Annotated in this window: 12 protein-coding genes; 6 read left to right on the forward strand and 6 right to left on the reverse strand. The window is 75.0% G+C overall.

Annotation, left to right across the window (positions count from 1 at the left end; genetic code table 11):
- Positions 1-384: 384 nt before the first annotated feature.
- Positions 385-2,013, forward strand: a complete 1,629-nt coding sequence (locus ACZ597_RS25545; RefSeq protein ID WP_471334354.1) for an MDR family MFS transporter — start codon at positions 385-387, stop codon at positions 2,011-2,013.
- Between the two features lie 150 nt (positions 2,014-2,163).
- The gene (locus tag ACZ597_RS25550) at positions 2,164-3,009 is read left to right on the forward strand and encodes a hypothetical protein (RefSeq protein WP_471334356.1); all 846 of its coding nucleotides are present in this window, start codon (positions 2,164-2,166) and stop codon (positions 3,007-3,009) included.
- 51 nt (positions 3,010-3,060) lie between these two features.
- Here ACZ597_RS25550 and ACZ597_RS25555 read toward each other — a convergent pair whose 3' ends face one another.
- Both ACZ597_RS25555 and ACZ597_RS25560 read right to left on the reverse strand, forming a co-directional pair.
- Positions 3,061-3,570 carry a hypothetical protein gene (locus tag ACZ597_RS25555; RefSeq protein WP_471334359.1) on the reverse strand — a complete coding sequence of 170 codons (510 nt, stop codon included), beginning with the start codon at positions 3,568-3,570 and terminating at the stop codon, positions 3,061-3,063.
- Between the two features lie 251 nt (positions 3,571-3,821).
- Complete coding sequence (locus tag ACZ597_RS25560) at positions 3,822-4,382, reverse strand: CGNR zinc finger domain-containing protein (RefSeq protein WP_471334362.1); 561 nt, start codon at positions 4,380-4,382, stop codon at positions 3,822-3,824.
- Positions 4,383-4,464: 82 nt separating this feature from the next.
- Between ACZ597_RS25560 and ACZ597_RS25565 the strand changes: the two genes are divergently transcribed.
- Positions 4,465-5,316, forward strand: coding sequence for an alpha/beta fold hydrolase (locus tag ACZ597_RS25565; protein ID WP_471334365.1), 852 nt, complete (start codon positions 4,465-4,467; stop codon positions 5,314-5,316).
- A gap of 300 nt (positions 5,317-5,616) precedes the next feature.
- On the opposite strand, the gene ACZ597_RS25570 is transcribed toward ACZ597_RS25565, so the two are convergent.
- Entirely contained in the window at positions 5,617-6,225 is a 609-nt protein-coding gene (locus tag ACZ597_RS25570) for a DUF7691 family protein (protein WP_471334368.1), read from the reverse strand.
- Between the two features lie 59 nt (positions 6,226-6,284).
- Between ACZ597_RS25570 and ACZ597_RS25575 the strand changes: the two genes are divergently transcribed.
- Positions 6,285-6,641, forward strand: a complete 357-nt coding sequence (locus ACZ597_RS25575) for a hypothetical protein (protein WP_471334371.1) — start codon at positions 6,285-6,287, stop codon at positions 6,639-6,641.
- Positions 6,642-6,960: 319 nt separating this feature from the next.
- Here ACZ597_RS25575 and ACZ597_RS25580 read toward each other — a convergent pair whose 3' ends face one another.
- The 3 genes from ACZ597_RS25580 to ACZ597_RS25590 all read right to left on the reverse strand — a co-directional run bounded on the left by ACZ597_RS25580 (position 6,961) and on the right by ACZ597_RS25590 (position 11,496).
- Positions 6,961-7,833: a DivIVA domain-containing protein gene (locus ACZ597_RS25580; protein ID WP_471334374.1), complete on the reverse strand. Its 873-nt coding sequence runs from the start codon at positions 7,831-7,833 to the stop codon at positions 6,961-6,963.
- 125 nt (positions 7,834-7,958) lie between these two features.
- Positions 7,959-10,493 (reverse strand): SUKH-4 family immunity protein, encoded by a 2,535-nt coding sequence (locus ACZ597_RS25585; RefSeq protein ID WP_471334376.1) that lies wholly within the window; start codon positions 10,491-10,493, stop codon positions 7,959-7,961.
- A 7-nt stretch (positions 10,494-10,500) separates the two neighbouring features.
- Complete coding sequence (locus ACZ597_RS25590) at positions 10,501-11,496, reverse strand: SMI1/KNR4 family protein (RefSeq protein ID WP_471334379.1); 996 nt, start codon at positions 11,494-11,496, stop codon at positions 10,501-10,503.
- 228 nt (positions 11,497-11,724) lie between these two features.
- Here ACZ597_RS25590 and ACZ597_RS25595 point away from each other — a divergent pair, with 228 nt between their 5' ends.
- On the forward strand, positions 11,725-12,288 hold the full coding sequence (locus ACZ597_RS25595; protein ID WP_471334382.1) for a YwqJ-related putative deaminase: 564 nt from the start codon (positions 11,725-11,727) through the stop codon (positions 12,286-12,288).
- Between the two features lie 5 nt (positions 12,289-12,293).
- Positions 12,294-12,803 carry an SUKH-3 domain-containing protein gene (locus ACZ597_RS25600; protein ID WP_471334385.1) on the forward strand — a complete coding sequence of 170 codons (510 nt, stop codon included), beginning with the start codon at positions 12,294-12,296 and terminating at the stop codon, positions 12,801-12,803.
- Positions 12,804-12,806 lie beyond the last annotated feature (3 nt).

The raw sequence follows: 12,806 nt of genomic DNA on the forward strand, positions 1-12,806 counted from the left end.
CTGGGCGCGGGTGGTTCGGCCGTACGCGTACGTGCGCGGCCGCGCCGGTGCGTGCGTCGTCGCCGTTGTCGTCGCCGTCGAAGTCTGCGGTGCGGGAGGCGCCGGGCGCGCTGGTGCCCGTCTCCGTTTCCACCGGGGGGTTAACCCCACCCCCACCCCCCGGCGGTCCCGCTCGTATGAACCAGTTAAGGACCTCGCGGGCCTCCGGGCCTCCTCCGCCGGGACGAACGTCCCCTGGGCCCAAATGCTGAGCCACCCCTAGGGGTTGTCCACCCTCCGACGGACCCGGGGTAGGGGGCACCGACGGATCCGGTGCCCGTGAGACGGGGATACCGCCCGGAGCGGCCCGGTGAGATGGTGTTCCCCGCAGACGAGGGGAACGCGGTGGAAGCAGCAGAAAGCGGGGCGAAAGACCCCGCGGACGAGACGGCGGACCCCATCCGCCCCACCAGTGGAAGCGCTTCCGCGGGCGGCCCCGGACCCGGAACGGCCTCGGGGCCGGACTCCGGGACCGACGGGGCCGGGCCCGGCCGGCCGCCCACCCGGGTGGTGGTGTCGCTGATGCTGAGCATGGCCCTGGTCGCACTCGACAGCACCATCGTCTCGACCGCCGTCCCGCAGATCGTCGGGGACCTCGGCGGGTTCTCCGTCTTCTCCTGGCTGTTCTCCGGCTACCTCCTCGCCGTCACCGTCACCCTCCCCGTCTACGGCAAGCTCAGCGACACCTTCGGCCGCAAGCCCGTCCTGCTCTTCGGCACCGCCCTGTTCCTGGCCGGCTCCCTGCTGTGCGCGTCCGCCTGGAACATGGCCGCGCTCATCGCCTTCCGGATCGTCCAGGGGCTGGGCGGCGGAGCCCTGCAGAGCACCGTGCAGACCCTGGCCGCCGACCTCTACCCGCTGCGCGACCGCCCCCGCATACAGGCCCGGATGACCACCGTGTGGGCGAGCTCCGCCCTGCTCGGCCCCGCGCTCGGCGGAATGCTGGCCGGGTACGCGGGCTGGCGCTGGACCTTCCTGATCAACGTGCCCCTGGCCGGCCTGGCCCTCTGGCTGACCGCCCGCCACCTCGTGGAACCCGTACGCTCCCCCGGCCGCCGGGGCCCGGTGGACTGGGCCGGGGCGCTCGCCGTCTTCGCCTGCGGCGGGCTGCTGCTCTTCGCGCTGGTGCAGGGCGGGGTGGCCTGGCCCTGGCTGTCGGCGCCCTCGCTGGGACTGCTGGGGGCGAGCGGGGCCCTGGCCGTGATGGTGGTCCGGATCGAGCGCCGGGCCGAAGAACCGATCCTGCCCGGCTGGGTGTGGCGCCGGCGGACCATCGCCGCCGTGAACCTGGCGATGGCGGCGCTGGGGCTGCTGATGGTCGCCCCGATGGTGTTCATGCCGACGTACGCCCAGTCCGTGCTCGGGCTCGGCCCGGTCGGAGCCGGGCTGCTCACCGCCCTGATGACCCTGAGCTGGCCGGTGTCGGCCGCCCTGTGCCAGCACGTGTACCGGCGCATCGGCTTCCGCGACACCGCCACCCTGGGCATGGGGCTGGCCTCCGTGGTCCTGTTCGCCTTCACCCTGCTGCCGTACCCGGCGCGGCCGTGGCAGCCCGCGCTGGTGATGCTGCTGCTGGGCGCCGCCCTCGGGCTGTTCCAGCTGCCGCTGGTGGTCGGGGTGCAGTCGACGGTGGGCTGGGCCGAGCGGGGGACCACGACGGCTTCGGTGCTGTTCTGCCGCACCGTCGGACAGAGCGTGGGGGCCGCGCTGCTGGGGGCGGTGGCCAACGCGACCGTCGCCGGGCGGCTGGCGGGGACGCCGCTGCCGGGGCTGCCGGAGCGCCTCGACGACGTGTCGCGGGCCCTGGCGGAGCCGGGCGGCCTCTCGCCGGCCGCCTCGGAGCACCTGCGGGAGGCGGTGGCGGCCGCGGTGGAGCACATCTTCCTGGGCTCGACGGCCGCGGGGGTGGCGGCGGTGGTGGTGCTGCTGCTGGTCGCGCCACGCAGGTTCCCGGTACTGCCGGAGCACGAGTAGCGGGGGCGGGAGCCGGGGGCCGGGGGCCGGTGGCCGGTGGCGGCCGGTGGCGGCCGGTGGCGGGTTCCTCCGCTCCGGCCCGCCAGCCGGGTTGTCATGTTCGGGCCCAGTGGGTGAACCTCTTGCCAGGACCGTTTCCGGGGGGACGACATGGCATCCGCACTCTTCGCGCTCGCGTTACTGGCCGCCCTGGCCGGGCCGGTGGCCCTGCGGCTGCGCCGCCGGCCGGGCTTCGTCACCGGCCGCGACGGCCGGCTCTCCACCTCCACCACCCTCGCGCTCGCCTGGACGGTGATCCTGCTCTGGCTGCTGCTCGCGGTCCTCGCGTACGGGCTGACGGCCAGCGGCGGCACCTCCTACTTCCGGGGCTCCGGCTCCGACGGCCCGCTGTCACCCCTGACCTCGGTGTACCTGCCGCTGCTCGGGGGCCCGTACGCGGCCCTGATCGCGGCGAAGGCGGTCGTCGGCTTCCGGGTGGAGAACGGCAGCATGGCCAAGCCGGCCCCCAAGCCCACCCCCGGCGGCCACCGCCCGCTGCGCGAGCTGATCGCGAACGACAGCGGCCGGACCGACCTGGTGGACCTCCAGTACGTGGCCCTGAGCGCGGTCACGATGCTCTACGTCGTCCTCTTCTTCCTCACCGACGTGGGCGGCGGGCTTCCCCGGCTGCCCTCCGAGATCTGGGCCCTGACCGGCGCTCCGGCGGGGGCCTACCTGGTGAACAAGATGGCCACCCGCGCCAACCCGGTCATCACCGACGTCACCGTCACCCCGGAGGGGCTGCTCCGGGTGGAGGGCGGCGGCTTCACCGAGCCCCGCCTCACGGTGGACGACACCCCGCTCGCCGCGACGCGGGACGAGGCGACCGGCGCCCTGACGGCCCCGCTGCCGGCCACCGCGAAGGCCCCTTTCACGGTGGTGGTCGTCTCGCGCGGGCTGCGGAGCGACCCGTACCGCTACGAGGGCGCCCCCGCGGTCCCGGCCCGGCGGGCATGACGGGGGCCCGGCACCCTCGGGTGCCGGGCCCCTCGTTCGCCAGGCGAAGGATCAGCCCAGCATGCGGAACGGGGACTCGTAGTCGTCGGAGTCCTCTTCGTCGTCGGCGTCGCTGCTGTCGCTCTCGGCCGGCGCCTGGACGGGGGCCTGGGCGGCCTCCTCGCGCTTGTCCTTCTGGCCCTGCTCTTCCTTCTGCCCCTCCTCGGCCTTCTGCCCCTCCTCGGCGGCCTCGAAGACGACGGCGACGGCCGGGAAGTCACCCGCCTTCTCCCCCGGGCCGGCGGCCGCGACCGGCTCGCCCTCGCAGTTCTTGTTGTCGAAGAGCAGCGCCACCTTGTCGGTCTCGTTGGCGACCTCCTCCAGCGAGGAGGCGTCGGTCACGGCCAGCGGGTGGCACTTGCCCTCGGACAGGTCGCTCACCTGCCCGGTCTTGCTTTCGCCGTCCTGGAGGAAGCTGTAGCTGAGGGCAGCCTTGCCGTCGTCCGCGAGCGCGGCGGCGGCGGTGGGCAGGACGAGGGTGAGGGCTCCGGCGAGGGCTACGGCGGTGGTGCGAAGACGCATGAGGGGGTTCCGTTCTTCTCTTCCGCGGGCGGATGCCGGTCCGGTGGCATCCGGGAGGGAGCGTAGAAGCGCGACACGCAGGAGAAACCTTTCCTCACGGGGAGCGCGCCCCGAGGTTCACCCACCCTGCCCCCCACAGGCCCACCCCGCCTCCCCCTGCGGGGAGATCCGGCCGACCCGCCACCCCTCGCGGATCCCGGTCTGCGCCGGCCCCGGTCCAGCCCCCTCAGCCCTCAGGCCGGAGGCCCCGCTCACCCGCCCTCCCCCTTGTGCCGGGCGTAGTAGCGGGCCACCCGGGCCCGGTTGCCGCAGGCCGAAGCCACGCACCAGCGGCGGCGGGGGTGCGCCGGCAGGAAGAGCAGCACGCAGTCCTGCGCCTCGCACTCGCGCACCGTCGTCACCCGGGGGTCGGTGAGCAGCCCCACCACGGCCTCCGCGAGCTCCGCGGCGAGCCGCTGCGCGGGGGCGGCCTCCCGGTACGGGGCCGCCGTCATGCCGGTCAGCGCCGTCCAGGCCAGCTCGGTACGGGCCGGGGCGGCGGCGAGGATCCCGTTGAGCGCGGCCAGCTCGCCGGCCGGGGGCCGCTCCCCCCGCCGGGCGGCGGCGAGCAGCGGCCCGGCCGCCTCCCGCACCGCGTGCACGGCGGCCACCTCGGCCGCCCCCACCTCCGCGACGCGGCTCAGCCGCCCGGGCTCCTCGGCCAGCCAGGCGGCGAGTCCCGCCCGGTCGGCGATGAGGTCGCCGGCACCGGCGGGCCGGGTGTTCAGCAGGTCGAGGGCGAGGGGCTCGCCCAGCAGCGGAAAGAAGTTCACGCCGCTAATGCTAGCAATCCCCCTTGACCCATTAGCCGCAACTCCCGCAGACTAATGCCACCGAAGCCCAAGGAGGCATGTGATGATCGCTCACCGCACCGTCGACGTGGACGGCGTGACCGTCGCCTACCGCGAGAGCGGCCCGGCCGACGGCCCGGTCCTGCTGCTCCTGCACGGCTTCCCCACCGCCTCGCACCAGTTCACCCGCCTGATGGACGCGCTCGGCGACACTCCCTACCGGCTGATCGCCCCCGACTACCCCGGCTTCGGCCGCACCACCGCCCCGCAGGGGTTCACGTACACCTTCGACCGGCTCGCCGACATCGTGGAGGGCTTCACCGACGCCCTCGGCCTCGACCGCTTCGCCCTGTACGTCTTCGACTTCGGCGCCCCCGTCGGGCTGCGGCTCGCCACCCGCCGGCCGGACCGCGTCACGCACCTGATCGTCCAGAACGGCAACGCGTACGACGAGGGCCTCTCCGACGCCGCCCGCGAGTTCGCCGGGCTACGGCGCGAGGTCCCCGGCAACGAAGAGCGCGTCCGCGCCCTGTTCACCGAGGAGGGCACCCGCTTCCAGTACGAGACCGGCGTCGCGGACCCCGCCCTCGTCTCCCCGGACAACTGGACGCTCGACGTCCACTACCTCGGCCTGCCCGGCCGCGCCGACGCCCAGGCCGACCTCGCCTTCGACTACGCCTCGAACTTCACCCACTACCCCGCCTGGCAGGCCTGGCTCCGTGCGGCCGCCGTCCCGGTCCTCGTCGCCTGGGGCGCCGGCGATCCGTTCTTCACCCCGGCGGGCGCGAAGGCCTACCTCCACGACGCGCCCCACGCCGAGGTCCACGTCTTCGAGGACGCGGGCCACTTCGCCCTGGAGACCCACCTCCCCGAGATCGCCCCGCTGATCCACGACTTCCTCACCGGCGACCGGTGACACACCCGGACCGGCGCACCCCGTGCACCCCGGCCCCGCCTGATACGACGCGGCGACGACGGCGACGCCGCCGCCGTCCAAAGCCAGCGCGGTGAAGCCGGGGCGCCCGGCGCCAACCCCAAGAACCGTTTCCGCACCGCCCCCCATGACGTCCCACCGCTCCAGCAACCTCACCCGGTGCCGGCGGCGCTCCCCGCCGGGGCACCGCCTCGACGCCGGCCCGCGCCAACGCCTCGCGCACCCCAGGGGGTGTCTCGCGGATCATGCCGGGCTCGCCGTGCCTGGTGCGCAAGCCACCCCCTAGGACCGGAACCCGACGATCCCGAACCCGGGACGCGCCTCGACCTGTCGCAGCCACCCCAGCACGTCCCGGACGGCCTCGGCCACCTCGCTGTCCAGCAGCGGCACCTCACCACGCCTCTTGGTCTCCTCGAACTGCTCCAGCGCCTTCACGCACTGCTCGTACGTCCACTCGCCGCAACCCGGCGTGTACGTGGACGGCAGCCCGCCGGGCAGATCCGAGAAGTCGAAGTCCTCGACGGACACGGCATCGATCTTCAGGGCCCGCAGACCCGCGTCGACCATCGACAGCCAGTCGCCCCGGTACGGGGAGAAGGAGGAGTTGTCGAGGAAGGACCCGGTCAGGTCGCAGAGCCGCTTGTAGGCGTAGGCGTACTGGAAGGCGTGCTCCCGGTCCTCGCTGAACGGACCGCCGTACACCACCGCGCGCAACGCCTCGTACGCCGTGGGCGCACCGTTCTCGATCTCGGAGTCGAACCAGTCGTCGTCGTGCGCGAGGTCGGCGGCGAAGCGCTCCCGGACGACGCCCAGGAGACCGTCGTCGCGGGACCCGACGAGGGCGTGGGTGGCGTTCAGATCGAGCAGGTACACACTCAGCGAGGAACTCATACGGCGAGGCTAACGCCGCCCACTGACAACCCACTTGGCACCGCGACTACGGTGCGGGCATGACAGCGCCCCTCCCCCTCGATGTCGCCGACGTGCTGGGCCTCCTCCTCGCCGGCGACGACCCGGTCCACCGGGCACTCCGCGGCCAAGTCCCGCACCTGCGGCTACGAGGGCGCTGCACGTGCGGCTGCGGCACCGCGTACTTCGAGCCCCACGCGTCCGGGAATCCGGCACCGTGCGGGCCGGGCACGGTGGTGGCGGCCGAGGCCCTGATCCACACCGAGGACGGCGACTGCCCCGGGGAGGTGCTCGTCTTCGCCGAGGACGGGTACCTGTCGTGGCTGGAGGTCTGCTCCTGGAGCGACGACATCGAGGTCACGCTCACCACGGCCCGGCAGTCCCTGCGCCGCCCCTGACTCGCCCGTGCGCCCGTTCCCCGGCTGCGCCCGGACGCCTTCCGGGAGCTCCGCCCCCAGACCCCCGCGCCTCAGACGCCGGCGAGGCTGCAGTTGGCCGGGCCGGGGCTGGAGGGATACCGGCCCCGGCCCCGCAGCCACCCACCCCGACCCCGCCCGGCAAACACCCGCCCAGGCGCGACCCCCACCCGGCCAGGGCATCCGCCAGGAGAGGCGCATCCGCCGGCCGGGGCGTTCCGCCCCCGACCCCGCCCCGCAGCAGCAGGGCGACGCCCCGAACCGACAACCGCCCGGCCAGGGCAAGGGCAAGGGCAACCCCCTACCCCTCCGCCGGCGCCCGCCCCGTCAACGCCGCCAGGCTGGAGCGGACGTGGCTCATGTGCGCCCGCATCTCCTCCTGCGCCTCCTCGTGCTCCCGCAGGATCCGCTCCGTCTCGCGCCCCGTCCGCTCCTCCCGGACCCGCGCCTGCGCGACCAGCTCCTCCGCCCGCGCCTCCGCGTCCTCCTGGCCGTGCCGCGCCGACTCCTCCGCCTCCGCGTACCCCCGCCGCGCTTCCGCCAGCCGCGCCTCCGCGTACCGCTCCAGCTCCGCGTACCGCGCGTCCTGCTCGTCCGCCCGCGCCGCCAGCTCCCGCCCCGACGCGTCCCACCGCTCGACCTGCTCCTGCTCGCGCTCCGCGAGCAGCGCCCTCGCCCGGCGCCCCGTCTCCGCCAGCGCGGCCTGCGCCTCGGACCGCCACCCCGCCGCGTCCTCCCGCGCCTCCGACCGGAGCCCGTCCGCCTCCCGCTGAGCCCGCAGCAGCCCCTGCCGCGCCCGCACCTCGGTCTGCTCGCGCACCGCCTCCGCGTCGTGCCGCGCCAGCTCGGCCACCCGGTCGGCATGCGCCTCGGCCGCGCCCGCCGCCTCCGCCGCGTCCGCCCGCGCCTCCTCCCGCAGCACCTCCGCCTCCTCCTGCGCCAACTGCAGGATCCGCCGCGCGCGCTCGCTCAGCTCGTCGTACGTCTGCGGAGCCAGCGCGGCAACGACCGTCCGCAACCGCTCGGCCTCCGCCTCCATCTGACGGGCCAGCACGGTCAGCCGCGCCACCCGCTCCCAGGCCTCGTCCCGGCTGCCGGACAGTCGCGCGAGATACCGGTCGACTTCGTCCATCCGGTAGCCGCGACCGCGCACAGTCGCAAAGGGTGCAGTCATCCTGGGAGCGCCTCTCTCGCGGGGATTGCTGTCAAGGATGCGTCATTTGCTCGCAGAAGCCGGAATGGCCGGGCCGGGTCCCCCGCACGAGGGGACCCGGCCCGGCCACGCAAACGGTCATCCCGTCAGAGCAGTCCGTCCCACATCTGCTCCAGCAGCACCGACCACCAGCTTTCCGGCGACGCCAGCGCCGCGCCGTCCAGACCCGCCAGATTCGCCTGGAAATCGACGGTCCAACGACCTGCCTGCTCCGGCGTCAGATGCTGGCGCAGCCGCCACATGTGACCCAGCATCGCCAGCGACCTCGCGAACTGCGGCAGGCTCGAATTCACGAACTGCGGCGGCACGGGCGCCCCGCCGGGACCGGCCTCCACCGGCACCGCCACTATGTGCGCGGTCCCGTACTGGACGCACAGCGCCTTGCCGAAGTCACTGCCCACGACCAGGTACGAGCCCGCGTCGGACGCCGGCTGCACCCCGCGCTGCGCGGCCAGCTCGGCCAGCGTCGGCACCGGCTGACCGGGCACCGCCTGCGCCCAGAAGAACGGCCCGAAGTCGACCGGCAGACCCGCCCACATCAGGGTCTGCGCCACGATCTCCGGCACGCCCTGACGGGACACCGCCCGCTGGTCGAAGCGGAAGACCCCCTGCGGCCCGAAGGCACCCGCCAGCTCCTGCGCGATCGCGTCCATCGGGATCGCCGGCTGGAGCGGGACCTGCGGCAGCGGCGCCCGGACCGGCGCGGGGCGCGCGGGTCCGTCCGCCACCTGGTGCAGCTCACCCTGATGGGTGAGCAGGTGGCGCATGCCCTGCTGACGGCCCGCGTGGTCGGTCCCGTACGGGGCCACGCTGGTGATCCGCACCTGCGGCCAGGTCTCCCGGATCATCCGGGCGCAGTAGCCGCCGGGCAGCTCACAGGAGGCCAGCTCGGTGTGCAGCTCCAGCACCTGCTGCGGCGGCACGTTCATCGCCCGGAGCTCGTACAGGATCTGCCACTCGGGGTGCGGCGTACCGGGCGCCGAGCGGCGGATCAGCTGCTGCTCGGAGCCGTCGGGCGCGCGGTAGCGCAGCACCGCCTGGTAGCCGGGGCCGACCGTGGGCGCGCCGGACGGGGCCTGCGGCTGTCCCACCGGGCCGGGCGGCGGGCCGGGGGGCGTGCCGGGCGGCTGCACCGCACCGGGACCGGCCAGCATGGTCGCGGCATGGTGCGCGCCGGCACCGGGCGCACCGGGCGCACCGGGAGCCCCGGGCGCAGCCGGAGCACCGGGCGGGCCGGGCGGCTGTACGACGGCGGGACCGGCGAGCATCGTCGCGGCATGGTCCAGCCCCCCGCCCAGGGAACCGGACCCACCGGGCGCACCGGGCGGCCCCGGAGGCGTCGGCGCACCGGGAGGCCCGGGCGGACCGGGCGGCTGCACCGCACCGGGACCGGCCAGCATGGTCGCGGCATGGTGCGCGCCGGCACCGGGCGCGCCAGGAGCCCCAGGCGCGCCGGGAGCACCCGGAGGCGCGGGCGGAGCCGGAGGACCCGGCGGACCAGGAGGCGCGGGCGGGCCGGGCGGCTGCACCACGGCCGGACCGGCGAGCATGGTCGCGGCGTAATCCAGCCCCCCGCCCAGGGAACCGGGCGCGCCAGGAGCCGCGGGAGCACCCGGAGCCCCAGGGGGCCCGGGCGGACCGGGGGGCGCCGGCGGCGTCCCCGGAGGCGCCGGCGTCACGCCGGGCGCGGCCAGCATCGTCGCGGCGTACTGCGCCCCGCCGCCGGGCGCACCGGCCGGCGGAACCGGCGGCGCCTGCGGAGGCTGCGGCTGCGCGGCCCCGCCCGGCGGGGAGACGCGGGCCCGGCTCGTCGGCGCGTCGGCGATGGCCGCGGCATCCGCCGGAACCGCCAGCGCCGGAGCCACGGTCGTCTTCGGAAGCCGGCTGCCGCCCGCCATCAGCGTGGTCTTGGCCTCCGGGGCCACCCCCGAGGCGGAGGGCGCGTCGTCCAGGTCGGAACCCGACAGCGGCGGCGCGAAAACGGTGGCGGGCAGCGGAACGGAGCCGTCGTCGGCACCGGAGTTCACGTCGGTCCCGGCCCACGGCGTGGACCCGGCCGGCACCCCGTCGTTCGCGGTCGGCTCGTAGGGCACCTCACCCCCCCGACCGAGCGGCACCGGACCACCCGCACCCGCACCCGCGGAACCCGGTCCGGAGGAACCCGAACCCGCGGAACCCGAGCCGGAAGCCCCCGCACCCGAAGACCCCGCACCCGCGGCAGGAGCCGAACCACCCGCCGGCGGGATCCCCGCCCGGTCCGCCGCCTCCTGCAGCCACTGCGGCGGCGTCAGCATGAAAGAGGTCTGCTCGGAGTCGATCCGCGGCGGCGGAACCGAAGCCTCCGAAGCCGCCGGTGCGGCAGCCGCCCCGTACTCCTCCTCGTACCGCCGGATCACCTCGCCCACCGGCAGCCCCGGCCACAGCGTCACCTCACCGCTGTCCCGCGCGATGACCAGCCGCTGCCGGCCGCCGCCGGACACCGGACCGGCCGCCCGGTCCTCGGCCCACACCACGAACCCGAGCCCGAACTCCCGTACCCGCACCTCGCGGTGCTGGTACGCGGGCACGTCCCCGTTGATCCACTCCTCGGCGCGCTCCTGCGCCTGCGCGAACGTCACCACGACGCCGTCACCCCTCACCCATGCCGGCACCGGACACTGCAACCGAACGCGCGAATCCGCCGTCCACCATCAGACCGGCCACCGTCTCCAGTTCCGGCGGATTACCCGCCAACCGCTCCAGGAAGGCATCGAAATCGGCACCGCACGGCAGCAACAGGCGCTCCACGCGCTCCTGCACCGACCAGCCGTCCCGGTCGCGCCCGTCGTCGTACGGGGAGAACCAGACGGAGCCCACGCCCTCGCCCTTCACCTTCACCGCGAGCAGCCCGCCCTGCACGAAGGCCACGCACAGGTAGTCCTTCGTCAGGTGGTCCCGCAGACACTTGTTGACGTACACCAGGTCGTTGACCGCCGCCTCCTCACGCACCGTGAAGAACGGCTGGTCCACCAGCAGCCCCAGCTCCACCAGCAGCCCCGCGCCCACCGGCGCGCAGCCGCCCGCCGCCTTCAGGAACGAGCGGTACGCCTCCGGCAGCCGGTAGCCGAGGTCCTCCTCCACGCCCTGCACCTGGAGCTCCGACACCGACACCAGGGCCTTCGGCAGCTCCAGGTGCGCCGGACGCGCCTCCTGCAGCGGCCGCGCCCCGCGCTTGTCGTGGTCCACCGGAGCCGTCGCCAGACCCGCGTGGTGCCGCAGCAGCGCCTTGACCTCCACCGGGACCAGCTCCATCCGCCGCGAGCCCGCGACGTGGTGCCAGGTCCAGCCGTGCGGGGTCGCCACCGGACCCACCGTGTCCCACAGCGGGTGGGCGGCGGCGCGCATCGCCGCGTTGGCGGACACGAAGTCCGTCAGGCGCAGCTCGTCCACGCCGAAGCCCTCCGGGGGCTCGGCGATCTCCACGGCCGCGCGCGCGTAGCGCGAGAAATCGGGATGACCGTTGCCGTCCATCCGCACCCCGTGAGGGTGCCGCGCAGCCCGGACCGGGTCCGGGAAATGCACGACCTGCCCCGAGTACGCGGCGTTGGGTGGCGCGGCCTGCTGCCCGAGCCGACCTGTCGTCATGGCGGTAGCCCCCTGCTGGATCTGGCTGGTTCACCACAGCCTATGTGCTCCGGCAAGACCCTCACCCGCCCCCGAGCCACGCGTGCACCGACGGGGCAGGAACATCCGAATTGATACGAATATTCGACCCCGCTTCCGCGCGACAGGTGACATTTGACAGGCTGTCCCGCAGCACGGGGGCGTGCGCGACAGCGACCACCACCGCCGCCACGGGAGGGAAGAGCAACCATGCAGACCGCGACCACACACACCGCGACCGCACAAAACGCGGCACCCCGCACGGGCCGCCCGCAGCCGGCCGACGCCGGCCCCGCCGGCGACCCCCGCCTGCGCTGGAGCAGCACCGGCACCGCCCAGACCACCCCCGTGCTCCGCTTCCGCCGGGACGGCATCCTGCCCACCGTCGCCGCCGCGCTCTCCGTCCGCGGGGAAACCCTCACCGGCACCGCCGGCAAGGGCGACCAGCCGCCCGTCCTGCACCCCCTCGTCCAGGACTTCCTCGACACCCTCACCAGCGGCCAGCGCGAGCGCTTCACCGGCCGATGTCCCGAAGCGATCCTGCTCTCCCGCCACCTCGCCGCCGTCGAGGGCGCCCGCAGCAAGCGCGCCTCCCGCAAACCCCTCTCGGCGAGCGAAGCCCGCCGCTCCCTCAGGCACGCCCGCATAACCGCCCGCCGCATCCGCGAGGACGGCGACCCCCTCCACGGCACCTACGCGCCGCCCTGCCGATCCTGCGACGCGCTCCTCAACCACTTCGGCGTACGCCCCGTCGACCTCACCCACCCCGAGTAGCCACCATGACCGCGTCCTCCGCCTCCTACGACCGCTCCTCGGCCACCCGGTTCCCCGGCCCCGTGGACTCCGCCCTGCGCACCGCCGGCTGGGAACCCGGCCGCTGGGACATCAAGCAGGCCGAATACTGGGCCGACGCCCTGCGCGACCACACCACCCCCGCCGGCCACCGGCACACCGTCTTCCCCGCCGCCGTCGAGGCCTGGGCCGAGTTCGGCGGCCTCACCCTCACCGCCCCGGGCCCCGGCCGCCAGATAGCCCCGACGCCCGTACGCGTCGACCCGCTGACCGGCCTCCACCTCGCCCGCACCTTCGCCGACCTCGGACGCGCCCTGTCCACCCAGCTCTGCCCGCTCGGCGCCGGCACCGACGGCGGCTCCCACCTCGCGATCGACCGCGAGGGCCGCGCCTACCTCGTCGACCACACCGGCGACTGGTACCTCGGCGCCGGACTCGACGAGGCCCTCGTCCTCCTCCTCACCGGCCTCCAGCCCGCCCGCCTCACCACCGGCTGACGG

The organism is Streptomyces sp. NPDC040718, from assembly GCF_055593565.1.

Excerpts from the sequence above, each read along its gene's own strand:
- ACZ597_RS25555 (WP_471334359.1), bottom strand. The coding sequence starts at position 3,570 with ATGCGTCTTCGCACCACCGCCGTAGCCCTCGCCGGAGCCCTCACCCTC.
- ACZ597_RS25580 (WP_471334374.1), bottom strand. The coding sequence starts at position 7,833 with ATGACTGCACCCTTTGCGACTGTGCGCGGTCGCGGCTACCGGATGGAC.
- ACZ597_RS25565 (WP_471334365.1), top strand. The coding sequence starts at position 4,465 with ATGATCGCTCACCGCACCGTCGACGTGGACGGCGTGACCGTCGCCTAC.
- ACZ597_RS25600 (WP_471334385.1), top strand. The coding sequence starts at position 12,294 with ATGACCGCGTCCTCCGCCTCCTACGACCGCTCCTCGGCCACCCGGTTC.
- ACZ597_RS25595 (WP_471334382.1), top strand. The coding sequence starts at position 11,725 with ATGCAGACCGCGACCACACACACCGCGACCGCACAAAACGCGGCACCC.
- ACZ597_RS25575 (WP_471334371.1), top strand. The coding sequence starts at position 6,285 with ATGACAGCGCCCCTCCCCCTCGATGTCGCCGACGTGCTGGGCCTCCTC.
- ACZ597_RS25570 (WP_471334368.1), bottom strand. The coding sequence starts at position 6,225 with ATGAGTTCCTCGCTGAGTGTGTACCTGCTCGATCTGAACGCCACCCAC.
- ACZ597_RS25550 (WP_471334356.1), top strand. The coding sequence starts at position 2,164 with ATGGCATCCGCACTCTTCGCGCTCGCGTTACTGGCCGCCCTGGCCGGG.
- ACZ597_RS25590 (WP_471334379.1), bottom strand. The coding sequence starts at position 11,496 with ATGACGACAGGTCGGCTCGGGCAGCAGGCCGCGCCACCCAACGCCGCG.